The sequence below is a fragment of the Streptomyces sp. KR80 genome (genome assembly GCF_052245555.1).
GTDB lineage: Bacteria > Actinomycetota > Actinomycetes > Streptomycetales > Streptomycetaceae > Streptomyces.
The window spans coordinates 14,566-41,538 of sequence record NZ_JBQQCD010000006.1; the positions used below are offsets into that span (position 1 = coordinate 14,566).

At 72.2% G+C, this 26,973-nt stretch carries 22 protein-coding genes; 13 read left to right on the top strand and 9 right to left on the bottom strand.

The features are described 5' to 3' along the window. Window positions 1-17: 17 nt before the first annotated feature. Complete coding sequence (locus ACTWQI_RS11200) at window positions 18-728, bottom strand: zf-HC2 domain-containing protein (protein WP_443269659.1); 711 nt, start codon at window positions 726-728, stop codon at window positions 18-20. Between the two features lie 337 nt (window positions 729-1,065). Here ACTWQI_RS11200 and ACTWQI_RS11205 point away from each other — a divergent pair, with 337 nt between their 5' ends. The 5 genes from ACTWQI_RS11205 to ACTWQI_RS11225 all read left to right on the top strand — a co-directional run bounded on the left by ACTWQI_RS11205 (window position 1,066) and on the right by ACTWQI_RS11225 (window position 5,663). Continuing rightward, window positions 1,066-1,869: a LytR/AlgR family response regulator transcription factor gene (locus tag ACTWQI_RS11205; RefSeq protein WP_443269660.1), complete on the top strand. Its 804-nt coding sequence runs from the start codon at window positions 1,066-1,068 to the stop codon at window positions 1,867-1,869. A 5-nt stretch (window positions 1,870-1,874) separates the two neighbouring features. Then, window positions 1,875-2,234, top strand: a complete 360-nt coding sequence (locus ACTWQI_RS11210) for a hypothetical protein (protein WP_443269661.1) — start codon at window positions 1,875-1,877, stop codon at window positions 2,232-2,234. Window positions 2,235-2,240: 6 nt separating this feature from the next. After that, window positions 2,241-4,091 (top strand): sodium/solute symporter, encoded by a 1,851-nt coding sequence (locus tag ACTWQI_RS11215; protein WP_443269662.1) that lies wholly within the window; start codon window positions 2,241-2,243, stop codon window positions 4,089-4,091. After that, the gene (locus tag ACTWQI_RS11220) at window positions 4,088-5,287 is read left to right on the top strand and encodes a histidine kinase (RefSeq protein ID WP_443269663.1); all 1,200 of its coding nucleotides are present in this window, start codon (window positions 4,088-4,090) and stop codon (window positions 5,285-5,287) included. Before ACTWQI_RS11215 ends, ACTWQI_RS11220 begins: the two co-directional genes overlap by 4 nt. A 70-nt stretch (window positions 5,288-5,357) precedes the next feature. Next, a complete protein-coding gene (locus ACTWQI_RS11225) occupies window positions 5,358-5,663 on the top strand; it encodes a sigma factor-like helix-turn-helix DNA-binding protein (RefSeq protein ID WP_443269664.1) in 306 nt (101 codons plus the stop codon). 52 nt (window positions 5,664-5,715) lie between these two features. Here the strand turns inward: ACTWQI_RS11225 and ACTWQI_RS11230 are convergent, their stop codons facing one another. Then, window positions 5,716-6,216 (bottom strand): hypothetical protein, encoded by a 501-nt coding sequence (locus ACTWQI_RS11230; RefSeq protein ID WP_443269665.1) that lies wholly within the window; start codon window positions 6,214-6,216, stop codon window positions 5,716-5,718. A 480-nt stretch (window positions 6,217-6,696) separates the two neighbouring features. Here ACTWQI_RS11230 and ACTWQI_RS11235 point away from each other — a divergent pair, with 480 nt between their 5' ends. Then, on the top strand, window positions 6,697-9,474 hold the full coding sequence (locus ACTWQI_RS11235; RefSeq protein ID WP_443269666.1) for an ATP-binding protein: 2,778 nt from the start codon (window positions 6,697-6,699) through the stop codon (window positions 9,472-9,474). 25 nt (window positions 9,475-9,499) lie between these two features. On the opposite strand, the gene ACTWQI_RS11240 is transcribed toward ACTWQI_RS11235, so the two are convergent. The 4 genes from ACTWQI_RS11240 to ACTWQI_RS11255 form a co-directional block, all read right to left on the bottom strand. Next, entirely contained in the window at window positions 9,500-9,994 is a 495-nt protein-coding gene (locus ACTWQI_RS11240) for a sigma-70 family RNA polymerase sigma factor (RefSeq protein ID WP_443269909.1), read from the bottom strand. 403 nt (window positions 9,995-10,397) lie between these two features. Then, complete coding sequence (locus ACTWQI_RS11245) at window positions 10,398-11,531, bottom strand: amidohydrolase family protein (RefSeq protein WP_443269667.1); 1,134 nt, start codon at window positions 11,529-11,531, stop codon at window positions 10,398-10,400. A 1-nt stretch (window position 11,532) separates the two neighbouring features. After that, the gene (locus tag ACTWQI_RS11250) at window positions 11,533-12,915 is read right to left on the bottom strand and encodes a glutamine synthetase family protein (RefSeq protein WP_443269668.1); all 1,383 of its coding nucleotides are present in this window, start codon (window positions 12,913-12,915) and stop codon (window positions 11,533-11,535) included. Window positions 12,916-12,927: 12 nt separating this feature from the next. Beyond that, window positions 12,928-13,167, bottom strand: coding sequence for a hypothetical protein (locus tag ACTWQI_RS11255; RefSeq protein ID WP_443269669.1), 240 nt, complete (start codon window positions 13,165-13,167; stop codon window positions 12,928-12,930). 129 nt (window positions 13,168-13,296) lie between these two features. On the opposite strand from ACTWQI_RS11255, the gene ACTWQI_RS11260 reads away from it, so the two are divergent. The 7 genes from ACTWQI_RS11260 to ACTWQI_RS11290 all read left to right on the top strand — a co-directional run bounded on the left by ACTWQI_RS11260 (window position 13,297) and on the right by ACTWQI_RS11290 (window position 22,137). Continuing rightward, on the top strand, window positions 13,297-13,710 hold the full coding sequence (locus ACTWQI_RS11260) for an HIT family protein (RefSeq protein WP_443269670.1): 414 nt from the start codon (window positions 13,297-13,299) through the stop codon (window positions 13,708-13,710). Window positions 13,711-13,829: 119 nt separating this feature from the next. Then, window positions 13,830-15,170, top strand: a complete 1,341-nt coding sequence (locus ACTWQI_RS11265; protein ID WP_443269671.1) for a phosphoribosyltransferase family protein — start codon at window positions 13,830-13,832, stop codon at window positions 15,168-15,170. Between the two features lie 96 nt (window positions 15,171-15,266). Next, entirely contained in the window at window positions 15,267-15,536 is a 270-nt protein-coding gene (locus ACTWQI_RS11270; RefSeq protein WP_443269672.1) for a DUF1876 domain-containing protein, read from the top strand. An 87-nt stretch (window positions 15,537-15,623) separates the two neighbouring features. Then, window positions 15,624-17,363 carry a DNA polymerase/3'-5' exonuclease PolX gene (polX, locus tag ACTWQI_RS11275; RefSeq protein WP_443269673.1) on the top strand — a complete coding sequence of 580 codons (1,740 nt, stop codon included), beginning with the start codon at window positions 15,624-15,626 and terminating at the stop codon, window positions 17,361-17,363. A 38-nt stretch (window positions 17,364-17,401) separates the two neighbouring features. Beyond that, complete coding sequence (locus tag ACTWQI_RS11280) at window positions 17,402-18,553, top strand: baeRF2 domain-containing protein (protein WP_443269674.1); 1,152 nt, start codon at window positions 17,402-17,404, stop codon at window positions 18,551-18,553. A 16-nt stretch (window positions 18,554-18,569) separates the two neighbouring features. Continuing rightward, the gene (locus ACTWQI_RS11285; RefSeq protein ID WP_443269675.1) at window positions 18,570-20,654 is read left to right on the top strand and encodes an aconitate hydratase; all 2,085 of its coding nucleotides are present in this window, start codon (window positions 18,570-18,572) and stop codon (window positions 20,652-20,654) included. Window positions 20,655-20,736: 82 nt separating this feature from the next. Beyond that, window positions 20,737-22,137, top strand: a complete 1,401-nt coding sequence (locus ACTWQI_RS11290; protein WP_443269676.1) for an NADP-dependent succinic semialdehyde dehydrogenase — start codon at window positions 20,737-20,739, stop codon at window positions 22,135-22,137. 64 nt (window positions 22,138-22,201) lie between these two features. Here ACTWQI_RS11290 and ACTWQI_RS11295 read toward each other — a convergent pair whose 3' ends face one another. The 3 genes from ACTWQI_RS11295 to ACTWQI_RS11305 all read right to left on the bottom strand — a co-directional run bounded on the left by ACTWQI_RS11295 (window position 22,202) and on the right by ACTWQI_RS11305 (window position 26,824). Beyond that, window positions 22,202-23,143 (bottom strand): DUF1996 domain-containing protein, encoded by a 942-nt coding sequence (locus ACTWQI_RS11295; protein WP_443269677.1) that lies wholly within the window; start codon window positions 23,141-23,143, stop codon window positions 22,202-22,204. Window positions 23,144-23,155: 12 nt separating this feature from the next. Next, complete coding sequence (locus ACTWQI_RS11300; RefSeq protein ID WP_443269678.1) at window positions 23,156-24,628, bottom strand: glycoside hydrolase family 16 protein; 1,473 nt, start codon at window positions 24,626-24,628, stop codon at window positions 23,156-23,158. Window positions 24,629-24,739: 111 nt separating this feature from the next. After that, on the bottom strand, window positions 24,740-26,824 hold the full coding sequence (locus ACTWQI_RS11305; protein ID WP_443269679.1) for a SpoIIE family protein phosphatase: 2,085 nt from the start codon (window positions 26,822-26,824) through the stop codon (window positions 24,740-24,742). Window positions 26,825-26,973 lie beyond the last annotated feature (149 nt).

Consider the following 26,973-nt stretch of genomic DNA (forward strand, 5'->3'; position numbering starts at 1 on the left):
AGCCCGCATCGGCCCGGTCACCCGTTGATCGTGACGAGCGGTCTCCCGTCGAACGCTCGGACTTCGAAGCGGTCGATGTCCTTGCGCGCCATGCCCACGCCGCCCTGCAGATACAGGAGTTCGTCCTGACTGGCCGTGTGCGGCACGCCGTAGCCGCGCGCCGGCACGGCCCATGTGGCGACCGTCTGCTCCTCGCCGTTCCGGCCCACAGCCACCAGCCGGCACGTCAGCGGCCCGCGCACGTTTCCCAACTCGAGCCCGACCTCCGTGCCCCAGGCCCGCTGCTCCGTTCCGATCATCGCCGAGACAGCGGTACCGGGGTCGGTGTGCCGCGTTCTCTCGGCCAGAGCGCGGATCTGCTGCTGCTCACTCTGCGGCCGCCCCGGGCCAGGAAGATCACCGAGCCCCGCCGCGACGGACCCGCCGAAGGCGACCGCCGCGGCCGCGGCCACCAGGCACAACCGCCGCCTGCGGCCCCTGCGTCGTACCACCCTGACCTCGTCGACCATCCGGAACATCAGCCCCGGGCTGGGCTGTGGTGCCCAGGACTCGCCCGGGGGTGACGACGAGGCGTAGGCGGCCAGCAGCGCCTCGACGCCGGCGAACTCACGCAGCTGCGCCACGCAGGTCGCGCACTCGTCCAGATGCGCCTCAAAATGCCAGGCCTCCGCCGGGTCCAGCACGCCCAGCGCGTAGGCGCCGGCGGCGAAATGCAGCTGCGTCGTCATCATCGCTCCTTGTTCTCCCTTCCATACGGAGCGAAGCGGCCAACAGCTCAACCCGTACGCGACCAGGTGGGCCAGGATCCGGGAAGGACTGAACCAGGGGCGGACACCGCCCGTGGTGAGGGGTGAGCCGCGGGGAAACCTACGCTTCCGCGGCCGCCCCGGGTCCCGTGACTCGGTGAGCCGTCGTCTCCGCCGCGGACGGCGTTCCAGGGACCTGGCCTCGGTCCCGTGCGGCGGGGCGACGGCGACACGTCCGGCCCGTACGGTCGGCGTCCCCTGGCCAGTGGACGGGTGCGGACGTATGTCCACGCGTCCGGACACCACTTACACTCCGGGCATGCTGCGCGCACTGGCGGTTGACGACGAGGAACCGGCGCTCGAGGAGCTGCTCTACCTCCTCCGCGCCGACTCCCGCGTGCGCAGCGCCGAAGGCGCGACGGACTCCACGCAGGCGCTGCGCCGGATCAACCGGGCCCTCGACGCCGGGCCGGACGGGGACGACGCCATCGACGTGGTCTTCCTGGACGTCCACATGGCCGGCCTCACCGGCCTCGACATGGCCCGGCTGCTCGCCGGATTCGCCGTTCCGCCGATGGTCGTCTTCGTCACCGCCCACGAAGGCTTCGCCGTCCAGGCCTTCGACCTCAAGGCGGTCGACTACGTCCTCAAGCCGGTGCGCCGGGAGCGCCTCGCCGAGGCCGTACGTCGCGTCGCCGAGCAGATCCCGGCGGTCCGGGACGCCCGCCGCCCCCGGACCACGGACCTTCCCACGCCGGCGGAGCCGGTGGAGCCCGCGGATGACCGGATGCCCGACCACATCCCCGTCGAGCTCGGCGGCGTCACCCGGCTCGTGGCCGTCGAGGACATCACCCACGTGGAGGCCCAGGGCGACTACGCCCGCCTGCACACCGGCGAGGGCAGCCACCTGGTGCGCATCCCGCTGTCGACGCTCGAGGAGCGCTGGCGCGCCCGCGGCTTCGTCCGCATTCACCGCCGCCATCTCGTCGCACTCCGGCACATCGGCGAGCTCCGGCTGGACGCGGGCAGCGTGAGCGTACGGATCGGCGCCGCGGAGCTCTCGGTAAGCCGCCGCCATGCCCGGGAGCTGCGCGATCTGCTGCTGCGGCGGGCGAAGGGCTGAGCGCGATGCCCACGGAACCGACTCCCCGCCGCGAGGTCGTCACCGGAGTACCCAGGCAGAGCCGCGCGCGGCTGTCGGGCTATCCACCGCGCTCGGAGATCGACGAACAGACCACACTGGGCACCGCCTATGTCCGCTCCCTGATGCGCAGCCAGCTCAGGACGGCGCTCACCGCCTTCGCGGCCCTGGCGCTGCTGATCGGGCCGCTGCCGCTCTTCTTCGCCCTCCTCGACTCCGGCGCCGGACCGGTCTGGCTGATCCTGGGCTTCGCCGTCCATCCGCTGCTGATCGCGCTCGCCTGGTGGTACGTGCGCCGCGCGGAGCGCAACGAGCAGGACTTCGCCCGCCTGGTCGAAGGGCACTGAGCAGCGGTGAACCAGGCCTACGCCGTCCCCGCGGTCGCCGTGGTCGTGGTGGCTACGGTCCTCGTCGGTGCGCTGGGCCTGCGCATATCCCGTACCACCTCCGACTTCTACGTCGCTTCCCGGACCGTGGGGCCCCGCCTCAACGCCGCCGCCATCAGCGGTGAGTACCTCTCCGCCGCCTCGTTCCTCGGCATCGCGGGCCTGGTCCTCATCCAGGGCCCCGACATGCTCTGGTACCCGGTCGGATACACCGCCGGGTATCTCGTCCTGCTGCTCTTCGTCGCCGCACCCCTGCGCCGCTCCGGCGCCTACACCCTGCCGGACTTCGCCGAGGCACGGCTGGAGTCACAGCAGGTCCGCCGGCTCGCCGGCGCCTTCGTCGTCGGCGTCGGCTGGCTCTATCTCCTGCCGCAGCTCCAGGGCGCGGGGCTCACCCTGGAAGTGCTCACCGGAGCGCCCGGGTGGCTCGGCGGCCTGGTCGTCGCCGTCGTGGTGGTCGCCGCCGTCGCGGCCGGCGGCATGCGCAGCATCACCTTCGTCCAGGCCTTCCAGTACTGGCTCAAGCTCACCGCGCTGCTCGTACCGGCGCTGTTCCTGGTGCTCGCCTGGCAGGGCGACGGCGCGCCGCGGCTCGCTTTCGACGAACCCGCGGCCTTCCGCGAGCACCGGCTCGTACGGGTCGACGACACCGTCGACGTCAAGCTCGCCGGGCCGCTCACGGTGACCGCGACCGGCATGGTCGACGGGCGGTCCTACGACGGCGAGCGGGTCCGGCTGCCCGCCGGCGCCCACCGGATCCACCGCGGCACCGAGCTGTCGTTCCGTCCCGGCGACACCGTCCCCCGGACCGAACCGGGCACCGCGGGCGGCATGTCGACTCCGCTCGTCACCAGCCGCGACGAGCACCCGCTCTACGCCACGTACGGGCTGATCCTGGCCACCTTTCTGGGCACGATGGGGCTGCCCCATGTCGTCGTCCGCTTCTACACCAGCCCGCACGGCCGCGCCGCGCGCCGCACCACCGTGGCCGTCCTCGTGCTGGTCGGCGCCTTCTACCTGCTGCCGCCGGTGTACGGGGCGCTCGGCAGGCTCTACGCTCCCGAACTCACGCTCACCGGAGACGCGGACGCCGCCGTGCTGTTGCTCCCCGACCTGGTGATCGGGGGCCTCGGGGGCGATCTGCTCGGCGCGCTACTGGCGGGCGGCGCCTTCGCGGCGTTCCTGTCCACCGCGTCCGGGCTGACCATGGCGGTGGCCGGGGTGCTGACCCAGGACGTGCTGCCCTCCCGGGGAGTGCCCCATTTCCGGCTGGCCACCGTGCTGGCCATGACCGTGCCGCTGGCCGCGAGCGGAGTGGTCGGCTCGCTGCCGGTGGCCGACGCCGTGGGACTCGCCTTCGCGGTCTCCGCCTCGTCGTTCTGCCCCCTGCTGGTCCTTGGCATCTGGTGGCGGGGGCTCACTCCGCCGGGCGCGGCGGCCGGCATGATCACCGGAGGCGGCTCTGCGCTGGTCGCGGTGGCGGCGACGATGACCGGGCATCCGGACTCCGGACTGCTGCACACCCTGCTGGCCTGGCCCGCCGTATGGTCGGTGCCGCTCGGATTCCTCTCCATGGTGCTGGTGTCGCTCGCCACGCCGGGCCGGGTGCCTGATGGCACGGCGGCCACGATGGCGCGGCTGCACCTGCCCGAGGATCCCCCGGCTACTGCTGGCTGGGAGTCCCCCCAGCGGTCCCCCCAGCGGCAGCTTGGGGAGCGTCCCCAGGGGGCGCTCCCACCCATGTCGAAGGCTGTGGGGGAGGCCGCGCCCCGGCCGGCTGCCGTCACGGATCCCGCCGTCGAAGGAGCCGAACGGTGAACGCTCTCGCACTGCTCCTTGCCGGGTGCCCGCTGCTGCTCGCCACCGGCTACTGGATCGGCCGGTACGCCGCCCGGCGCGCCGGTTCCTCAGACCTCGGCACGCCCGTGGAGCGGGCGACCTTCCACACTCTGCACACTGCCTCGCTCGCCGCGCCCCCGCTCCGGGCCGGACTCACCGAGGAGACCGCGCGCAAGGCGGCCCGCCGGCTGCGCTCGCTGCTCGGCACCGATGCGCTCTGCCTCACCGACCGCGACGCGGTGCTGGCCTGGGACGGCGCCGGAGAGCACCACCGGTCCCAGGTGATGGGCCGGCTGGGTCATGCCCTGGAGACCGGCCGGGGCGAGGCCTTCCGCAGTTCGTGTGAGGACGTCGACTGCCCGCTGCGCTGGGCGGTGGCCGCCCCGCTCACCGTGGACGACCGGGTGCTTGGCGCCCTGGTCGCCTACGCACCGCGCGAGTCGGCCGTGTTCGTACGGGCGGTCGGCGAGGTGGCGCGATGGGTCTCGGTGCAGCTGGAGCTCACCGAGCTCGACCGCTCGCGGACCCGCCTCATCGAGGCCGAGATCAAGGCGCTGCGGGCTCAGATATCCCCGCATTTCATCTTCAACTCCCTCGCCGCGATCGCCTCGTTCGTCCGCACCGACCCGGAGCGCGCCCGGGAACTGCTGCTGGAGTTCGCCGACTTCACCCGCTACTCCTTCCGCAAGCACGGGGAGTTCACCACGCTCGCCGACGAGCTGCACTCCATCGACCAGTACCTGGCGCTGGTACGTGCCCGGTTCGGTGAGCGGCTCGGCGTGACCCTCCAGGTCGCACCCGAGGTGCTGCCCGTGGCACTGCCGTTCCTGTGTCTCCAGCCGCTGGTCGAGAACGCCGTCAAACACGGCCTCGAGGGCAAGCAGGCCAGAAGCCACATCACCATCACGGCGCAGGACGCGGGCGCGGAGGCGGTCGTCGTCATCGAGGACAACGGCGTCGGAATGAAGCCGGAACGGCTGCGGAGGATCCTCCGCGGCGAGGGCACCCCCTCGGCGGGGGTCGGGCTGTCGAATGTGGACGAGCGGCTGCGCCAGGTCTACGGCGACGACTACGGGCTGGTCATCGAGACCGGCGTGGGCGCCGGAATGAAGATCACGGTGCGGGTCCCCAAGTACCAGCCGGGCGTCCACTCGAATCTCTCGTCCGTGCGTTGAGTGCGTGCGGCCCCCATGTCCGTACGACCTGGTGACCGCCAGCCACCCACCGCGATCCGGGAGTCGGACGATGAGCATCCAGCAGACCCACACGCCTGCGCGCGAGGACCTGATCAGGGTGCTGACCGCGCTGGACCCGCGCGACCGCGAGGTGGTCAACATCCTTCTGCTGCCGCGTTCGCCGGAAGAGGCGGCCGCCGCGCTCGGCGTTTCGGTGGCGGAGGTCCACCGCCGCGCGTCGCGTGCGGTCACCCAGATGTGCCGGCAGGCGCGGAACCTGGCCCCCGTACGGAAGGCGCCGGTCAGGAAACTGGACCGGGCTCGCGGCCGGGAGCGTTTCCGGGACGGCGCCCGGGCGGGCGGCCGCGCCGCCTAGCCCGCGCTGTCGCGACGTCCGGGCACCTCGGGGCGTCCGGGCGTCAGATGCATCAGAAGAGGTGAATGGCCAGGTGGCCGAGCGGCAGGCCCAGGTGCCAGGCAGGCGCCCACACCGTCGGACCCTGTTCCTCGGCGATGCCGGCGATCTCCCATGCGGGGACGCCGTCGAGGTCGGCGGTCAGCACCTCGGTCTCCCGCAGCCACCGCCACGCCGCTTCGGCGAGCCGGAGGTCAGGGCCGTGCCCGTCACCGGCCGTCCGGAGCCGGTCCAGCCGCTCGCGCACCCACACCTCCCACGGCCTGCCGTACGCGGTCAGGGAGAGCCAGTGTTCCAGCTGGGAGATGACGCGGATGCCGGACAGCTCGCCCTCGACGTCGGAGAGGAAGGCGGTGAGCGCCAGGACCTCCCGCCCGGCGCGGAACTCCAGACTGGTCGGTGGCATCAGGTCGGCGGTGCGCAGCAGCTCGTCCGCGATGTACTCGGCGTACATCCAGGCCATGGGGACCGCCAGCTCACCGTCGCTGGTGCCGTTAACGCCCTCGGGCAGCATTCCGCTTCACCTTCTCCCGGGTTTCTCGATGTATGACGGCCCGTCGAACGGGCCTCTCAACCTTGAGACACGGATGGCAGGCCCACTTTGCTCATCCCACCTACCGCATCGGAGGTCGCGGCCGACGGGAGCACCGTGGTGGCGGGAACGCCGCCCGGCGCGTGACCGCTTCGTCCGGCCGGCGGGAGCCGCTTCGGCTGCCCGCCGCGAGGCAGGAACCTTCCCGGCGGCCGCAGGACAACCACCCTACGGGAGAAGGCAGTTGCGGCATGCGGCGGATCGGGGAATCGGCGGGGCCGGTGCCGGTCCCGGGAGGCGCAGTGACATCAGCGGCCTCGCGCACCGCGCCGGAGGCGCTGGTCGGCAGCGCTCCCGGCCGGAGGGCCACTCGGCACGCCTCTGGCCCGCCCGTGCGGCAGGAACCACAATGAGGCGGGCAGCGACGGATGAGGGATCGGTCGCCCGGTACGAGGGGCGCTTGTGAGCGGCTTGGGAGACACCGTGCCCCCGACGGGGCGAGGCCTCCGGCTGGCGCAGCTCCAGGCGGCGATACGCGCCGTGGCGTCCGGTAGTGGCGGCTTCGTGCTCGTCGACGGCGAGCCGGGCGCCGGGAAGAGCCACCTGCTCTCGGCAGGCGTGGCGGAGGCCGCCCGCCTGGGCCTGCGGATACACCGTGGCAGCGCCGACGACCTGGGCCGGGACCTCCCGCTGAGCGCCCTGCTCGACTGTCTCCGCGGCCACCCCCGATGTGCGGAGGTCGTCGAACTGCTGGGCGGCGAGCCCCCGCGGGCGCGCGTGGCGGCGGCCGTCGCGCGGATCACAGATCTTGTGCTGGACCTGTGCGCGGAGGCGCCCCTCGTCCTCGTCCTCGACGATCTCCAGTGGGCCGACGAGGCGAGCCTCCTGGTCTGGCACCGGCTGAGCCGGAACGCCGAGGGGCTGCCGTTGCTGCTGGTCGGTGCCCGCCGACCGGTTCCACGGCGGCTCGCTCTCGATCGGCTGGCACAGTCTCTTCGCGAACAGGGCGGACTGCTGATCCGTCTGGAGCCGCTGACCGCCGAGGAGACCCGGCGGCTCGTCGTGGAACTGCAGGGCGCCTCCGGGAGTCCGCAGCTGCTCGACCGGGTGCTGGCCCTCGCCGGTGGCAACCCCCGGTACGTACGCGAGCTGGTCACCGCCCCCGCAGGGCCGGACCCGGACGGGCGGAGCGCTCCCCCCGCCGTGCTCCGGGCGGTGGCCGGGACGCTGGGCTTCCTCTCCCCGGCCGCGTTCGACGTGCTGCGCACCGCCGCCCTCCTGGAGGCAGACGTCACCGTCCGTGAACTCGTCGCGCTCACCGGCCGCCCCGCGCGGGAACTGCTGCCGGTCGTGGAGGAGATCATCGCCGCCTCGCTCCTCGACGCCACCGGCGAGAGCCTGGCCTTCCGGCACGGCGTGGTCCGCGAGGCGCTGCTCGCCGGCCTGCCGGACCCCCTTCGCTCCGCGCTCCACCGGGACGCCGCCCGGACGCTGGCGGAGGCCCGGGCCCAGGTCACCCGCGTCGCCGAGCAGCTGCTCGCGGCCCCCGAGGCCACCGACGGATGGGTGACGGCCTGGCTGGTCGAGCACGCGGAGGCCCTCGCCGTCCAGGCACCCGCCCTCGCCGCCGCGCTCCTCCAGCGCACCGTCGACCGTATGGAGCACTCGGATCCCGACCGCGGCTGCCTGGAGGAGCACCTGGGCGCCGCGGCCTTCGCGCTGCGCCGGCCGGAGTCCGCGGCGCTGGTGCGCACCCTGCGCGACCGTGCGCCCGAGCCCGGGCGCAGAGCCTCGCTCACCGCGCTGCTCGTGCGCGGCCTCGTCCAGCGCGGCAGCTTCGCCGAAGCCTTGAACACTGTGGAGGAGGCGCTCCAGGAGCCATCACCCTCCCCGCAGTGGTCCGTCAGATTCACCGCACTGCGCGCTCTCGCGCTGGCGTATCTGGACCGGTACGCCGAAGCGGAGGAAGTCGCGGGCACGGCAGTCGCCCGGGCGGAGGCGCTGGGCGACCCGGTGACCCGGGCCCAGGCGCAGCACAGCCGGTCCATGGCCCTGCTCAGGCTGCGCCGTACGGCCGAGGCCGTGACACACATGGCCGCCGGCATCGAGGCGTCGCGGGACAGCCCCGAGGCCGCCGACCTGCGCCTGCACCTGCTGCTCAACCAGGCGGACACCCTCGACGCGCTCGACCGTCCGCCGGAGGCCCGGCGGGCACTGGAGGAGGCGCGCGAGCTGGCCCGTTGTACGGGCTCGACCAACCGGCTCGCCGGCGTCGACGCGACCTCCGCCGTCCTCGCCTTCTGGTCCGGGCACTGGGAGCAGGCCGAGGCCGACCTGGCAGCCGCGCGGAGCCGGCAGACCGCCGACGCCTGGATGCCGGTCCTCGTCCACGGCATGTCCGCCTTGATCCTGGGCCATCGCGACCGGCGTACGGAGGCCCGGCGCAGCCTCGGCCTGCTCGGCGACCGCCCACTCGCACCCGGCGACGCGCGAGCCAACTCCGCCTGCCTGCTGCTGGCCAGGGCGCTGCTCGCCGAGCGCGACGGGAGCCCCGCACAGGCCCTCGAGGCTCTCGCACCGGCCCTGATCACCGACTACGCGGCCGATCTGAGCCTGGAGCGCAGTCGGCTGCTGCCCGACACGGTCCGCCTCGCGCTGGACACCGGGAACGCCGAACGGGCCCGGGCCGCCATGGCGGCCTGCGCCTCGGACGCCGCGGCCGAGCCGGGACACGAGGGCCTGCGCGCCGCGGCCGCCCGCTGCCGCGGCCTGTTCGAGCAGGACCCCGACCGGCTGCGGGAGGCCGTGACGTACTACGAGGCCGTCTCCCGGCCGCTGCTCCTCGGGCAGTCGCTGGAAGACCTGGCCGTCGCCCTCGCCTGGCGCGGCGCCCTGGACGACGCGCGCGACAGCCTGGGCCGGGCGGTCGACGTCTACCTCTCGCTCGGCGCCGGATGGGACATCGCCCGCGCCGACGCGCGCCTGCGGCCGCTCGGCGTGCGGCGCGGCCGGCGCAGCGCCCGGCGCCGCGCCACCCGGGGCTGGGAGGCGCTGACACCCACCGAGTCGAAGGTCGCCCTGCTGGTCGCCGAGGGGCGGTCGAATCCGGAGATCGCGAGCGAGTTGTTCCTCTCCCGCCGGACCGTGCAGACCCATGTCTCGCACATCTTGGCCAAGCTGGAGGTGCGGTCGCGCACCGAGGTGGCCAGGGAGGTCACCGTCCGCCAGCCGTCCGGCTGACGTGACGTGCGGCGCTCGCCCGGTGTCAGCCCCGCTCCTCGTAGCCGGGCATGGCGTGTCTGAGGGCGCGCAGCGCGTAGTGCGTACGGGACTTGACGGTGCCCGGCGGCACGCCCAGGGCGCTCGAGGCTTCCGCGACGGACAGGCCCCGGAAGTACACCTGGACCAGCACCGCACGGTGCTCCGGGCTCAACCGCTCCAGCGCGGCCCGCACATCCAGCGCCGCCGCCGACCGCTCGGCGAGGTCGTCGTGCGGCGCGGGGGCGCTCTCCAGGACGGTGTCGCTGACCTCCGGCGGGCGAGCCTGCCGCGCCCGGCGCGCGTCGATCGCCAGCCGCCGCGCCACGGTGAACAGCCACGGCCGCATCGAGTCGTGGTCGCTCTCCAGCGCCTCCGGGTGCTGCCAGGCCCGCACCAGCGTCTCCTGCACCAGGTCCTCGGCTCGCTGCCGGTCGCCGTACGACAGCGGGAGCAGGAAGCCGAACAGCGCCCGTCCGTGCTCCCGTTGGAGCGCTGCCATCGCCTGCTCGCCGGTGCGCGGCGGGTGAGCGGCGGACCGGCCGCCGAAGCTCACGCGCCTCCAAGCGGCCGGGACCCTTGATCGGGCCGACGGGGAGGAAGCCCCGTGCGGGCGCTCTCTGCCGGGTCCGGTGGGAGTGCCGCCCCGGCCCTGCGCACTGTCGTTCCTCGGCTCGGTCGTGTGCGCGAGAGGTGGAGAGATCACCCGGCTCACCCCTTCGGGGTCGGATCCGTCGTGCGGAGGCCACGCATAGGCGGCCGCACGGCCGAGACTGACTGAGCGGACGTGCGGAGTTATCCGCCAAGTGGCGGATACCGCACCCGGTGTCGGTGAACGGACGAGCGGCGCCGCTCGCCGCACGATGAACGGGCGAATGGTCGGGCGCCGGGGGGCGGGCGGCGGCTCAGGATGCGCCGAGACGGTAGACCCGGCGTGCGTTGTCCGCGGCGACCAAGGACGCCACGCGTTCGGCGTCGGCCGACGACCAGTTGCTGTCCCGCACCCACCGGGTCAGAAGCCAGGTGAGGGCCTCGCCGAACAACCGCGCGCCCACCAGATGAAGCTCCGGCAGGCCGTACCCGTCGCTGGAGAACATCAGCTTGCCGAAGGGGGCCAGTTCCAGCGCTTCGCCGAGCACGGCGTCCGCGCGTGCCCCGGCGTGGTTCAGCGCCAGCCCCACATCGGCGTGGACGTGCGGGAAGACGTGCGCCAGGTAGGCGGCGTTGCGGTGATACGGATAGCCGTGCAGCAGGATCAGCGGGCAGCCGGTGGGGCGTACGGCGCGGACGAAGCCGGTGAGCAGCAGCGGGTCGCAGCGGTGCAGCGTGAGGTCGGGATCGCCGAAGCCGGTGTGGAATTGCAGCGGCAGGCCGGTGCCGACGGCGGACCACAGCAGATGGCGCAGCAGGACGGGGTCCGTGACGCGGCCCCCGGCGGTCCGGCCCGCGAGCCAGCGCTCGGCGGCGTCGCGCACCTGGGCCGGGCGGGGCGCGTCCGGCTCGAAGTCGAGCCCGTACCGGTACCCGGCGACCGACTTGAAGCCGGCCGCGGTGCGCGACGCCGTCCGGATCGCCTCGGCCAGCCCGTCGAGGAAGCCGTTGGTGCCGTCGCAGCGGTCGGCGACGTCCTCGGCAAGCCGCTCGAGCCGGACGATCTCACGGCTTGTGCCGCCGCCGGCCGTCGCCAACTCCTGTGGTGTCGTCAGGTCACCGCGCGGCCCGGTGTCCACCAGGTAGCAGTCGATGCCGCTCGCGCGCAGCAGCCTTTCCGTGACCTCCGCCGCTCCGAGCTCGCGCCGCCGGGCCAGATAGCGCTCGGGCGGGCAGTGCGGTTCGAGGCCGAGCGGCGGCGCGCACCAGCGGCGCACCGCGAACCCCAGCTGGCTGTCGAAGAACGTGGAACCGCGGACGAGGGGTTCGTCGGACTCCGTGAGATACGCCTCGAACCCGGCGCGGTCCAGCTCGGATCGGGCCACGCCGTGACAGTGGTGGTCCACCAGCGGCGGCAGCGCCGGCCCGACCGCACCGATGGCGGCCATGTCAGTACCGCCCGCGGGTCGCGTCCGCGATGTCCTGCGGCGGCACTCCGTCGAACAGCTCCGCTTCCGCCCGCCGCACGGCGACAATCGCCTCGAAGAGCGGGTCGCCCAGGGCCTCCCGGAGCACGGCAGAACGCTCGAAGTGCTCCAGCGCCGCGGGCAGCGAGGTGGGCAGGCGGATCTGCCCGCCCGTGAGGGCCGGGTCGCCGGCAACGGGCGGCGGCAGCGACCGCCCCGCGTCGATCCCGGCCAGACCCGCGGCGATCACCGCGCCGACCAGCAGGTACGGATTGGCCGCCGCGTCGAAGGACTTGACCTCCGCGTTCGCCGCCCCGGTGGCGTCCGGTGGGCCGGTGATGAAGCGGATCGCAGCCTCGCGGTTCTCCAGTCCCCAGCACTGGAACACCCCGGCCCAGCGCGAGGGTTGGAGCCGCAGATAGCTCGCCGGTGACGGTGCGCCGATGGCGAGCAGGGCGGGCAGTGCCTCGAGCACCCCGGCGAGGAAGGACTCGCACAGCGCCGTCATGCCGTACGGGCCGTCGCCGCCCCGGCACAGGTTCCGGCCGTCCCTCCAGAGACTCAGGTGCAGATGGGCGCCGTTGCCGACGCCCCCGGCCGCCACGGCAGGGCCGAACCAGGCCGCGAGCCCGTGCCGTACGGAGACGGCACGCACCGTCTCCCGGACGAGCACGGCGAGATCGGCCGCTTCGACCGGGTCGGCGGGCTCGACGGACACCTCGAACTGCCCCGGCGCGTACTCCGGGTGCAGCTGCAGCACGGCCACCTCTTCAGTGACCAGGGCGTCGAGGACGTCGGCCAGATAGCCGGACAGCTCGACGACGCGGATCATGCCGTAGCCGGGCCCCGCGCACGGATAGCGCGGTTCGGCCTCCGGGGTGTCGCCGCGTGCGACGACCCACTCCGTCTCGAACCCCATGCGCAGCTCGAGTCCCCGCTCCGCCGCCCACTGCGCGGCGCGGCGGGCGAACTGCCGCTGGCACGCCGGGTGCGGTGCCCCCTGCTGGTCGTAGCGGTCGACGGGCGCCCAGGCCCAGCCGGGCTGGGCCGCCAGCGGGGTCAGCCGGTCGAGATCCGGGAAGAGCCGCAGGTCGCCGTCGGGCCCGCCGATGTACGGGCTGGTGGTGATGGAGTCGTCGACGAGGTAGACGTCGAAAACGGGGGACATTCCGACGCCCCACTCGGCGGCCTGCGCCAGCCGGGCGATGGGCACCGTCTTGACGCGGGTGATGCCCGCGGTGTCCACCCAGGTGAGCGCGGTACGACGGACCCCCTCCGCGGTCAGCTCACCGGCGGCGAGACGGGCCCGTTCCCGCTCGCGCGCACGCTCCGGGCCGACGGCGTCCGGCGGCGGTGGGCCGGTCACGCGAACCGTTCCTCACGCCTCGCCCGGGTGCCACTTCGGCCACTCGCCGGGCCGGTCCGCCCAGTGGACCTGATCCGGGTCGTCGAAGTCGATCTCCGGGAAGAACTCCTGGACGCGGGGTTCGAACTCCTCGCGCTCCAGCGGCTCCCAGCCATGGCCCTGCAGGTGGACGAGGCGATACCGGCTGTCGGTGTCGAACGGGGCCACGATCACCGGAACGTCCGGTTCTGGTGTGCTCGGGGCGTTCTCCATGCCTCCAGAGTGCGCCCGGGTGGCCGGTCCGGCGACCTGTGAGCCGGCCTCAGGACGCGGAGCCGCCGGGCGGCAGACACCGCGGAAAAGACCTGGGCGCACCGGCCGGCGGAAGAGTTGACTGGAGGAATGAACTGCCCCTTCTGCGCGATCGTCGTCGGCGAGGTGCCCGACCACCGGGTCTTCGAGGACGAGACGGCGGTCGCCTTCCTGGATGCCAGACCGCTCTTCCCCGGCCATGTGCTCGTGGTCCCGCGGCAGCACGTCGAGACCCTCACCGACCTCCCTGCGGCCGAGGTGGGCCCGTTCTTCAGCCGGGTCCAGCGGATCGCGGGCGCCGTGGAGCGAGGCATGGCGGCGGCGGGCTCGTTCGTGGCCGCGAACAACCGGGTCAGCCAGTCCGTGCCGCACTTCCACGTCCACGTCGTGCCGCGGAACCGCAAGGACGGACTGCGCGGCTTCTTCTGGCCGCGCACCCGGTACGCCGACGAGGCACAGGCCGAGGAGGTCGCCGCGCGGCTGCGCGCGGCGCTGGAGACCTGACCCGCCGGCCGCGCGGGGATGAGGGGGATGACCGGCCCGTTTGCATCTTCATGAGTTTTCCGCTTGATTCGAACTAGCCGGTCATGTGGGTTCCGCTCTCCCCGGGCTGGGGGTGCATCATGCAGTTCACCGACCGCACCGAAGCCGGCCGCCTGCTCGCCGAGCACCTGGAGCATCTGCGATCCGAGAATCCGGTGGTCCTGGGCCTGCCCCGCGGCGGAGTGCCGGTGGCCTTCGAAGTCGCCCAGGCCTTGGACGCACCGCTCGATGTGATCCTCGTCCGCAAGCTCGGTGTCCCGTACCACCGGGAACTCGGCTACGGCGCCATCGGCGAGGACGGTGTGCGGGTGATCCACGAGCACATCCTGCAGATGAGCCGTGCCGACGAGGGGCAGCTCGCCGCGATCGAGCGCGACGAGGAGGCCGAACTCCGGCGCCAGGCCGAGCGGTTCCGCGGCGGACGGGAGCGCGTCCCCCTCGAGGGCCGTACGGCGATCGTCGTGGACGACGGGATCGCCACCGGCGCGACGGCGGCGGCCGCGTGCCGGGTCGCGCAGGCCCACGGCGCCTCTCGCGTCGTGCTGGCCGTCCCCGTGGCACCGCCGGACGCGGTCGTGTCACTCCGTCCCGAGGTCGACGAACTGGTGTGCCTGTCCACGCCCACCGCCTTCTTCGCGGTGGGGGAGTGGTACGACGACTTCTCCCAGACGTCGGACGACGAGGTCATGGACCTGCTGGCGCGCGCCACGGCCACCTCCGCGCCCCAGGGCACGCCGAACCCGGGCTCGCAGGCCTCCGGGGAACCGGAGATCCGGGAAGTGGAGATCCCGGTCCCGCAGGACAGGGTCGTGCTGACCGGTGACATCTGCGTGCCGGACGGAGCCCCCGGCATCGTCGCCTTCGCCCACGGCAGCGGCAGCAGTCGGCACAGCCCGCGCAACCGTGCCGTCGCGGCCGCCCTCAACGACGCCGGGCTCGGCACCCTGCTCTTCGACCTGCTCACCCTGGACGAGGAGCTCGACCGGGCCAATGTCTTCGATGTCGAGACCCTGGGCCGCCGCCTCCTGGAGGCGACCCGCATGCTCAGCGGCGAGAAGGTACCCGTCGGCTACTTCGGCGCCAGCACCGGGGCGGCAGCCGCCCTGTGGGCCGCCGCGGCCGTCGGCACCGAGGGCGCGGACGTCGCCGCCGTGGTGTCCCGCGGCGGCCGGCCCGATCTCGCCGGCCCCCGGCTCGGCGCCGTCCGGGCTCCCACACTGCTCATCGTCGGTGGCCGCGACGAGACCGTGATCGACCTCAACCGCCGGGCCCAGTCCCGTATGACCTGTGAGAACCGGCTCGCGGTCGTGCCCGGTGCGACCCATCTCTTCGAGGAGCCCGGAGCGCTGGAAACGGTCGCCGACCTCGCCCGGGACTGGTTCCTGGACCACTTCGCCACGGCCCCCACAGCCGCCCGCTAGGCCCTGACCGACCGGACAGGACCTGGTCCACCGTCGACTCCCACACCCCAAAGGGCGCATTCTGGAAGGTGACGCTGGACGTTGGAGGTGAAGGCCATGGAAACCGTCGTCGGATGGCACCTCGACCTGGAATTCCGCGAGATCGACACGAAGACCGAGGCGGCCGTCCTCCTGAGACTGCAGGACGGTACGGAATTGCGGGCCCACGGGCGGGCCAACAAGCACCCGGACGACCCGTCGCAGCCACGAGTCGGCGAAGAGATCGCGGCAGCCAGGGCACTGAACGACCTGGCACGTCAGCTGCTCGCGAAAGCCGGAGTGGAGATCGAGGAGGTCACACACCTGAAGGCCCACCTGGCCATGTGAGACACCGCCGGAGATCGGCGAATTCGAACCCGATAGTGCTGCCCGGCCGTCGCGCCGGGCAGCACCTGCAAGATTTAAAATGGGCTCGTGGCCCGACCGAACAAGGATGTCGAGGCTCTGCTCCAGGAGTACGCGGACCTCGTCCTCATCACCGGCGGAGACGCGTTCAAGGCTCGCGCCTACGAAAAGGCCGCCCGGGCGATCGGCGGCTACCACTCCGATGTGTCCAAGCTCGATGCCAAGGGCCTGCAGGAGATCCCCAACGTCGGCAAGTCCATCGCCGAGAAGGTGGTGGAATACCTGAGCACCGGCAAGATGCCCGCCGTCGAGGAGGTGCGGGCGAGGATCCCCGCCGGGGTGCGCGAACTCCTCACCATTCCCACCCTCGGACCGAAGAAGGCCATGGTCCTCTACGAAGACCTGCAGATCTCCTCGGTTCCCGAACTCCTCACCGCCATCGAGGAGGAGCGGCTGCGCGACCTCAAGGGCTTCGGCCCGAAGACCGAGGAGAACATCCTCCACGGCATCAGCCTCATGCAGGCGGCCGGTGACCGGGTGCCGATCAACACCGCGATGGAGGTCGCCGAGGAGATCGTCGCCGAGCTGTCGGCGGTGACCGGGTGCGAGTCCTGCACCTACGCCGGATCGCTGCGCCGGATGCGCGAGACCGTCGGAGACGTCGACATCCTGGTCGCTGCCGGCCGCTCCGAGCCGTTCATGGAGATGTTCTCCCGGCTGCCCATCGTCGCCGAGGTGATCGCCCACGGGCTGAAGAAGACCTCCATCCGCACCACCAAGGGCCTCCAGGTCGACCTGCGCGTCGTACCTCCGGACTCCTGGGGCGCCGGACTGCAGTACTTCACGGGTTCCAAGGCCCACAACATCCGCACCCGCGAGATGGCCGTGCACCACAAGCTCAAGCTCTCCGAGTACGGCCTCTTCGACGCCGAGAGCGGAAAGAAGATCGTCTCGGAGACCGAGGAGGAGGTCTACGCCCGGCTCGGACTTCCCTGGATCCCGCCGACGCTGCGCGAGGACCGCGGAGAGGTCGCAGCCGGCCTGCGCGACGAGCTGCCGGAACTGATCACGGAGGAGGACATCAAGGGGGACCTCCACACCCACACCGACCTCACCGACGGCCTCGCCCCGGTGGAGGAGATGGTCACCGCCGCGGCCCGGCGCGGCTTGCGCTACTACGCCGTCACCGATCACGCCCCGAACCTCTACATGCAGCGGATGACGGACGAGAAGATCCTGGCCCAGCGTGAGCGGGTGCGCGCCCTGGACGGCAAGCACCGCAAGATGCGCCTGCTGCACGGCACCGAGCTCAACATCGATCCCGACGGCGGCGTCGACTGGCCTCAGGACTTCCTCGAGGGCTTCGACCTCTGCGTCGCCTCGGTGCACTCGCACTTCAATCAGGGGCGGGACGCCCTGACCCGCCGGCTGGTCAAGGCCTGCGAGAACCCCTGCATCAACATCATCGGCCATCCGACCACCCGGATCATCGGCAAGCGGCCGGGGCTGGACATCGACCTCGACGCCGTCTTCGCCGCCTGCGCCCGCACCGGCACGGCATTGGAGATCAACGCCTTCCCCGACCGGCTCGACCTGTCCGACGAGAACATCCTGCTGGCCAAGCGGTACCGCGTGAAGTTCAGCGTGAACACCGACGCGCACTCGCCGCTCCACCTGGATCACCTGCGGTACGGCGTGGGCACCGCCCAACGCGGCTGGCTCACCGCCGACGATGTGATCAACACCTGGCCGCTGCCCCGGCTCCGCGCATTCCTCCGCAAGAGGGGCGTTGCAGGCGCATCGTCCTAGTCTGGTAGTACTCACTGTCCCCGAGCCTGGGGGAGATCATGGAACTCGGTTTTCTCAAACCGCTCTTCGACCGTCCGGGCCCATGGGCCTCGGTGTACATCGACACCTCGCGCGCGACCGAGGACGCGGCGAGGCAGCAGAAGCTCCGTGAGCGTTCAGTGGCCTCTCAGCTCGTCGACCGGGGCGCCGATGCGCGCACCACCAGGTCACTGATGGACCGGCTCGCCAACGAGCCCGTCTCCGGGGCGCCCCCCGGCCGGGCGCTCTTCGCCGCCGGTGCCGAGGTCGTGCTCGACCTCCCGCTCGCCATGACTCCGCCGACGAACGAGGCGACCTGGTCGACCCTGCCGCACATCGCGCCGCTGACGGGACTCCGTGGCGACCAGCCACCCTGTCTGGTGGCGTACATCGATCGCACCGGCGCCGATATGGAGCTGCGTGCGGCAGGTGGCCGCGAGCACCTGGGCCAGGTGGACGGCAAGGAGTGGCGGGGACGAGGACACCGCAGCATTCCCGCCGACCGGCAGGAGTGGCACTACCGGAACAGGGTCGAGAACGGCTGGAACGAGACGGCCGAGATCATCGCCGCCGAGCTCGCCCGACAGTGGCCGGAGTCCGGCGCGCAGCTGCTGGTCCTGACCGGTGACTCCCGGGAGCGCCGGGCCGTCCACAACCAGCTGCCCGAACAGATCCGCGCCGTCACCGTGGAGGCCGAGAACGGCAGCAGGTCCCCCGGGTCCTCGAAGACCCTGCTCGACCGGCAGATAGAACAGGCCTGTGAGGACTACGCGCGTGGGCGGCTCGAGAGCGCCCTCGAGCGGTTCCGCGCGGGCCGGGGCCGACCCGGCGAGCACTACCGGGCCGCCGGCGTCGACACCGGACCGGGGCAGGCCGCGGAAGGCGTGCCCGCCGTCGTCGACGCCGCCCGTACGCACCAGGTGGCCACGCTGCTCCTCGGAGAGATCGGGCCCGACGCAGCGCGCGAGTTGTGGATCGGACCCGGCGTCGACGACCTCGCCGTCCAGCGGTCGGAGGCCCAGGCGATGGGCGTCGCCAAGCCGGAACGGGCGCGCGCGGACGACGCCCTGCTGCGGTCCGCCGCCGCGGCCGACGCCGAGGTGCTGCTCGTCCCCGAGGGAGTGGCGGGGCCGGCGGGCGGGCTCGGTGCCGTACTGCGCTGGAGTCTGTGAGCCTGGGCGGCCGCATATGACAACGGCGGATCAGCCCTTCCGCCCCGCCCCCGACGCTTCCTCCCGCGGGACGGACACCACCTCCCGCGCGGGGGAGGGCAGGGGTACTCGCGCGGCGGGATCGGTCGCGCATCAGCTCATCGCCGCGCACCTGGTGGCCGGCCGGATGGAGCCCGGCGAGGAGATCGGCCTGCGCGTCGACCAGACCCTCACCCAGGACGCCACCGGCACCCTGGTGATGCAGGAGCTCGAAGCGCTGGGGCTGGACCGGGTCCGTACCGAAGTCAGCGTGCAGTACGTCGACCACAACATCCTGCAGGCCGACGAGCGCAACGCCGAGGACCACATCTTCCTGCGCTCCGCCGCCCGCCGCCTCGGCCTCTGGTACTCCAAGCCCGGCAACGGCGTCTCGCACCCCACCCACATGCAGCGCTTCGGCGTCCCCGGCAGAACTCTCGCCGGATCGGACTCCCACACCTGCGCCGCGGGCTCGCTGGGCATGCTCGCGATCGGCGTCGGTGGCCTGGAAGTGGCCCTCGCCATGGCGGGACAGCCGCTGCACCTCCGTATGCCGCGGATCTGGGGCGTACGGCTGACCGGGGAGCTGCCCCCCTGGGTCAGCGCCAAGGACGTCATCCTGGAGTTGCTGCGGCGGCACGGGGTGAAGGGAGCCGTCGACCGGATCCTGGAGTACCACGGCCCGGGGCTCGCCTGCCTGACGGCCATGGACCGGCATGTGATCGCCAACATGGGAGCCGAGCTCGGGGCGACCACCAGCGTGTTCCCGGCCGACGCGGCGGTACGGGAGTTTCTGCGGGCGGCAGGCCGGGCGGAGGACTTCACGGAGCTCGTTCCCGAGCCGGGCACCCGCTACGACCTGGACGAGGAGATCGACCTGTCGGCCCTGGAGCCGCTCATCGCCCGCCCCACGTCGCCCGGCAACGTCGTACCCGTACGGGAAGCCGCGGGCGAGCCGGTCTCCCAGGTGGTCATCGGCTCCTCCGCCAACCCCGGACTGCGGGACTTCGCCGTCGCCGCCGCCATGGTCAAGGGACGCCAGACCGCCTCCGGGCTGAGCTTCGACGTCAATCCGACCTCCCGTGAGCTCCTCCAGGACCTCACGCGGATGGGCGCCACCTTCGACCTGATCGCCGCGGGCGCCCGGATCCATCAGGCCGGATGTCTGGGCTGCATCGGGATGGGCCAGGCACCGGCCGTCGGACGCAACTCCCTGCGCACCTTTCCGCGGAACTTCCCCGGCCGGTCCGGTACCGAGGAGGACGCGGTCTGGCTCTGTTCGCCCGAGACGGCCGCCGCCTCGGCACTGACCGGCGTCATCACCGATCCACGGGACTGGGCCGCGCGGACGGGGACCGGGCCGCTCGACCTCGGCCTGCCGGCGCGCGCCGCCGTCAACACCGCCGCCCTGGAGGCGCCCCCGCCCCCCGACGAGGCCATCGGCATCCGCCTCGAACGCGGCCCCAACGTCTCCGCCCTCCCCGATCTGGATCCCCTTCCCGACACCTTGGAGGGGCCGGTCCTGCTCAAGGCGGGCGACGACGTCTCCACCGACGAGATCTCACCGGCAGGCGCCAAGGCGCTGCCCTTCCGGTCCAACATCCCGAAACTCGCCGAGTTCACCTTCACTCGACTGGACCCCCACTATCCGCGCCGGGCGGCCGAAGCCGCCGCCGGGCCCGGCGGCGGCGCGCACTTCGTCGTCGGCGGGGACAACTACGGGCAGGGCTCCTCCCGGGAGCACGCCGCGATCACCCCCCGCCACCTGGGGCTGCGGGCCGTACTCGCCAAGTCCTTCGCCCGTATCCACTGGCAGAACCTGGCCAACTTCGGAGTGCTCGCCCTGGAATTCGACGACCCGGGCGACTGGGAACGCATCGCGGTCGGCGACCGGCTCCGGCTGAACGGCCTGCACGCCGGCCTCGCCCCCGACACCGCACCGTCCCTGCGGGTGCGCAACACCACCAGGGGCGAGGAGTACGCCGTCCACCACCGGCTCTCCCCGCGCCAGCGCAGGACCGTGCTCGCGGGCGGCGTGATCCCCGCCCTCGCTGCGGAAGCGGATCGCCCGGCGGGGGAGTAAAAACGGAAGCGCGGGTCACCCGCTTGGGGGCCCCTCCCAGCGGTAGCTGGGGGAGTACACGGTCTCCCAAGGAGTGATTCCCGTGCCGATCGCGACCGTCAACCCCACGACGGGAGAAACGCTCAAGGCCTTCGACCCACTCGGCGCGGAGGAGATCGAGGAGCGGCTGGAGCGGGCGCAGGCGGCGTTCCGCGACTATCGCACGACGTCCTTCAGCCGCCGTTCGGAGCTGCTGCGCGCCGCGGCCGACCTGCTCGAGCAGGATCAGGAGGACGCCGCCGGCACCATGACCCTCGAGATGGGCAAGACGCTCGGCGCGGCCCGCGCGGAGGCGGCCAAGTGCGTCAAGGCCATGCGCTGGTACGCGGCGAACGCGCCGGAGCTGCTGGCCGATGAGCAGCCCGCAGCCCTGGACGTCGAGGACTCCGGCGGCGCCCACGCCACCGTGCGCTACCGCCCCCTGGGCCCGGTGCTCGCGATCATGCCGTGGAACTTCCCGCTCTGGCAGGTCGTCCGCTTCGCCGCCCCGGCGCTGATGGCCGGAAACGTGGGCCTGCTCAAGCACGCCTCGATCGTGCCCCAGACCGCCCTCTACCTCGAGGACCTCTTCCGCCGGGCCGGCTACCCCGGGGGCTGCTTCCAGACCTTGCTGATCGGCTCGGACGCCGTGGCCGACATCCTCCGGGACCCCAGGGTCGCCGCCGCGACGCTCACCGGCAGCGAGCCCGCGGGCCGTGCGGTCGCCTCGATCGCCGGCGATGTGATCAAGAAGACGGTGCTGGAGCTGGGCGGCAGCGACCCGTACCTCGTCATGCCCTCGGCCGACCTCGACCAGGCCGTACGGACCGGCGTCAAGGCCCGGGTGCAGAACAACGGGCAGTCCTGCATCGCCGCCAAGCGCTTCATCGTGCACACGGACGTCTACGACGCCTTCGCCCACCGCTTCGTCCAGGCCATGTCGGCGCTCACCGTCGGCGACCCGATGGACGAGGACACGGACGTCGGACCGCTCTCCAGCGAGCAGGGCAGGCGGTCCCTGGAGGAGCTCGTGGACGAGGCGCGCGGGCGCGGTGCCACCGTCCTGTGCGGCGGCGACCGTCCGGAGGGACGCACCGAGGGCTGGTTCTACGCGCCGACGGTGCTCGCCGACATCACCCCCGAGATGCGGATCTACCACGAGGAGGCGTTCGGTCCGGTCGCCGCGCTCTACCGGGTCGCGGATCTGGACGAGGCGGTGCGGCTGGCCAATGACACCCCCTTCGGGTTGAGCTCCAATGTGTGGACCCGCGACGCGGCAGAGCAGGAGCGCTGTGCCCGGGATCTGGAGGCCGGCGGGATCTACTTCAACGGGATGACCGCCTCGCACCCCGGATTCCCGTTCGGCGGGGTGAAGCGGTCCGGCTACGGGCGTGAGCTGTCCGGGCACGGGATCCGGGAGTTCTGCAACGTGACGACGATCTGGCACGGCGCCCCCACGCCCTGAACTGCCGGACTGCCGGTGGTCCATAGTGCAGGGGAGGGGGCGTGGGGACGCCGGACGGGAACGGCTACTGCTCGATCGGACGACCGTCGGTGCCGCAGATGTAGCCGGCGTTGATGCAGTCCGTGACCCGCCGGCGGAGTTCCGCGCTGTCCCAGGCGTTGAAGAAGTCGCCGTGGAAGGTGTAGCCGGGCGCCGTGGTCACGTTGGCGCCGTTACGGGTCCCGGCGAGGCTCAGCCCGCCGCCGCCCACCGGCCAGGTGATCAGCAGCTCCAGGCGCGGGACGGGCACCGGATGACTTGAGGGACAGGTGGAGCCGCTCGCGTACGCCATGTGGTCCCGGTGATTGGGGCTGTCGAGCCGGACTCCGTCCCAACAGGTCGGGAAGTCCAGGTAGTTCTCCAGTTTGGTGCCGGGCGGGCAGGTCATGAAGTCCCGGCTGGATTCGGGCCGTCCGACGCAGGACCAGCGGGCGGCGGGGTTGTCGTCGGGACTCGTGGCGAGGGCGTTGCCGACGACGTAGCGCAGACCCCGGGGGTGCGGGACGGCGCGGGTCCGGTCGGTAATGCCCTGGTAATACACGGTCACGCGTTCGGGGGCGACCGGCACGCCGTTCTTGTAGAGGGTCGGCGTCCAGTAGGAGGAGAGGTCGGTCTTCGGGGTGCAGTTGGTGGTGCCCGCGCTCAGCGACTCCAGAGTGGACGAGGCGTTCGCCGTGCGGTTCCCATAGAACTCGTGGATGTGGGACCGCCCGGACTGGCCAGGGAAGACGATCGGGTCGTCGGGCCTGCGGTGGCTGGAGAAGCAGTCGGCGCGGAACTCGGAGCCGCGGAGCGGCGCGGCCGCCTGGGAGACGATGGCCGCCTTCTGGGCCTGGGTGAAGTGGTACGCGTGGGTGGCGTGTCCCGCACCGGAGTGGCCGTCGCGGACGGCCCTGATGCCGCTGTCGGCGGCACCGGTGATCAGCAGTAAGCCGGCGGCAGCGGTTGCCGCGAGACGGCGGCGCATCGTCCCCTCCCCTCAGCTGAAGGGGATCTTGACGAAGGACGTGTCGCCGGTGCCCAGGGTGCTGACGCCGTTGCCGATGGCGTTCCAGACCTCGACCCGGACCTTGCCGTTCACCATGTCCCCGAGACTGCCGCTCGCCGACTTCAGTCCGAGGCTCTGCGTGTAGTGCTCGTATCCGGCCACGGGGTCGGTGGCGAAGTAGTGATAGGTCTCGGTACGGTCCCAGCTGCCGTCGCCGGTGAGGTCGTACGAGACGCGCACCTGCTGGCCGTTGGCGACCGTGCTGCCGGCGTCGACGAACAGGTCGAACTGCGTGGAGCCGCCGCTGTACTTCCGGGTGATCCCGGATGAGACGAAGGTCTGCTGCTGGTGCGGAGTCCCGTCGTGGTTGGTGCCGCCGGCCGAGGCGAGGGTGGCCGTGTCCCCGGACGACGCGGCGTCGCCGAGCGCACCACCGGAGCGCAGATGCAGTGTGGGGGAGCCGGAGGGCGGCTCGCTGCCCGGTGGCGTGGTGGAGCCGCCGCGGCTCCAGACGGCGACGTAGTCGACCAGCATCGGGCGGCCGGGGACCGTGGCCGACGTCGGCGTCTTGCTGCCGGCCAGCGCGTCGGGGAAGGCGCCGCCGATGGCGACGTTCAGCAGGATGAAGTAGCCCGCGTGCTGGGTCATGTTGTTCCAGGCGTCGGCACCGACGCGGTTCTCGTTGACACTGTGGAACTGCTGGCCGTCGACATACCAGCGCAGTTCGTTCGGGGTGGTGCTGCGGTCCCACTCGAACCGATAGGTGTGGAAGGCCGACTGGCAGCTCGAGCCCGGGCAGGCGCGGTTGGCACCGATGCCGGTGGTCTCGTTGCAGGGCCCTCCCGGGTTGACGCCGCAGTGGAGCACGCCCCACACGGAGTTGATCCCGTTGACGTTCTCCATGACGTCGAATTCGCCGATACCGGGCCAGTTCCAGTAGTTGCCGCGGTAGGGAGAGCCGAGGGCCCAGAATGCGGGCCAGTAGCCGAGGGCGGCGTTGCCGGTGACGTTCGGCATCTGGATGCGGCTCTCGATGCGCAGTACGCCTCCGGCGGGCGCCTTGAAGTCGGCGCGGTGGGTCTCGATGCGTGCCGAGGTCCAGTTGCCCGCGCCGTCGCGGAGCGGGGTGATACGTAGGTTGCCCCCGCCGTCGAGGCTGAGGTTGTCGAGGGAGCGGGTGTAGTTCTGGATCTCGCCGGTACCCCAGTTGGCGGGGCCGCCGGGGTACGAATGCCCGGTGTCTATCTGCCAGTTGGTGGACGAGGGCAGGGTGCGGTCCGGTCCGTTGAAGTCATCGCTCCACTGCAGGTTCCAGCCGGGCGCGGGCGGGACGTCGCCGCGGGCCGGCCCGGCCGTGAGCACCGCGGCCAGCACCGCGAGGGCCAGCGTGAAGACGCTGCAGGCGGCGAGGACGGCTCTGCGCCTGCGGGACGGAGGGGGCTGAGTGACGCTGCTCGTGCTCATGGGAGAGTGCCTCCGAGAGAGGGGGGTTGGGTGAGAGCGCTCTCAGCATGGTGTAAATGAAGACACAAGGACCGTCAATGAGTTGCGCACGTCAACTTCTTGAATGGACGGTCAATGTGTTTGGGTTTCCGCGATGAGCAGAGCGGTGTCGTCGTGTCCGTCGGGGTCGCGCAGCGAGTGGAGCAGCAAGTCGCAGGTGCGCTCCAGGGAGTGGCGGGGACCGGACAGCATCCGGAGCAGATCGGTGAGGCGCACGTCGATCGGGTCGTCCCGGGTCTCGACCAGGCCGTCGGTGTAGAGCACCAGCCGACTGCCCGGCGGCAGCTCGAGCTCCGCGGTCCCGAAGGGAACGCCCCCGACGCCCAGCGGCGCCCCGGTGGGGACGTCGACGTACTCCGCGCTGCCGTCGGGATGGACGACGGCGGGCGGCAGATGGCCGGCGGTGGACACCAGGCACTGCCGCGTTCGCGGGTCGTACCTGGCGTACACGCAGGTCGCAAAGGCCTGGTCGAGCCCCGCCGTGACATCGTCGAGATGGCTGAGCACCGTCTCGGGCGGCATGTCGAGGCGCGCCAGCGTACGCGTGGCCGTACGCAGCTGGCCCATCGTCGCGGCCGCCGTGATGCCGCTGCCCATCACGTCGCCGACGACCAGCGCGGTCTTGTCCCCGGCGAGCGGCAGCACGTCGAACCAGTCGCCGCCGACCTCGTGGGTGGCCCCCGCGGGCTGGTAGCGGTAGGCGATCTCCAGGCCGGGCTGGCGCGGTGGCCGGCCGGGCAGCAGGCTGCGCTGCAGCATCAGCGCGGTGCGCCGCTCCTTTCGGTACAGCCGGGCGTTGTCGATGCTGATGGCGGCCCGCGCCGCGAGTTCGCTGGCGAGCAGGCGGTCGTCCTCGTCGAACGGAGTCTGGTTACGGGCCCGCAGCAGGCTCAGGGTGCCTATCACCTGGCCGCGGGCTATCAGCGGCACCCCGAGGTAGGAGTGGGCGCCCGCCCGGGCGAGCAGGGCGGCGGAGTCGTCGTCCCGCGCGACCCGGCGCAAGGTCTCCTCGTCCAGCCGCGGCACGAGGATCGGGTCGCCGGAGTTCACGACCTGGGCGATCAGGCGGTCGGGGTCGTACCTGGCGACTTTGCCGGCGGGGTCCGGTGCGCCTGACGCCTCGGTGCGGTAGCCGGTCTTCACCGCGAGTGCCCGGAACACCGCAGGTCCGCCGTCGCTCACCGGCACCGATGCGGCCTGCCGGTCGCTGAGAATGTCGTCGAGGATGTCCACCGCCGCGAGATCGGCGAGGTCGGGTACGACCACCTCGGCCAGCTCCCGGGCCGTATGGGGAAGGTCGAGCGTGGTGCCGATCCGGACCCCGGCGTCGGCGATGAGGGCCAGCCGCTTCCGCGCCCGCGTCATCTCCACGGTCGCGCTGTGCCGCTCGGTCACGTCGATCACCGATACGGCGACGCCCAGGACCTGCCCGCCGGTGTCCTCCAGCCGGTAGTACGACACGGACCACGCGTGGTCCTGTCCGGGGTCCGCGGGCGTGCGCCCCACCTCGTACTGGTCCAGCAGCGGCGCGCCCGTGGCCAGCACCTGTTGCGTCGCGTTCTCGATGGCCGACACGTCGAGGAACGGCAGGGCGTCCGATACATGCCGGCCGAGGTGCTTCTCTGCGGGCAGGCCGTTGATCCGCTCGAGGGCCTGGTTGACCAGGACATAGCACAGATCCGTGTCGAGGACGGCCAGCCCGATCGGGGACTGGCTGATCAGCCGCATGGACAGCGCCAGGTCGGTTTCGACGGTGCGCAGCGCGGTCTGGTCGGTGGCGATGCCCAGGGCGTAGACGTTCTTCTTCTCGTCGAGCATCCGCATGTTGCGGAACTCGATCTGCCGCAGGCTGCCGTCCTTGACCCGGACGGGGAAGCCGCCGGCCCAGGTGGCGCCCTCGAGCACCTGGCTGAACAGCTCCTTGACCAGTGGGGCGTGCTGCGGGTCGACGAGCAGTGCGGAACCGGCCTGGCCGAGCGCCTCGTCCGCGCTGTAGCCGAAGAGCTGCTCCGCCGACGGGCTCCACAGAGCGATCCGGCCCTTGGCGTCCAGAACGACGGCGGCGACCCCCAGGGCGTCCAGAAGCCCCCCGGGTGCCGAAGGCTCGGGGGCGGCACTCTCGGGGTGGCCGGCCCGCCGAGGATCGGTCTGTCTCATCCCGGGCACCTCTCTCGGTTGCCCTGTCCTCATCGCCGCGATGCCTCCATCGTCCCCTGGATATGCCTGTTGTGCAGTCGACTCCGACTGATCGTCGGGCCCGATTTCGGCCGTGCGAGCAGTGTGCCGCCCGGCCCGTCGCGGTCCGT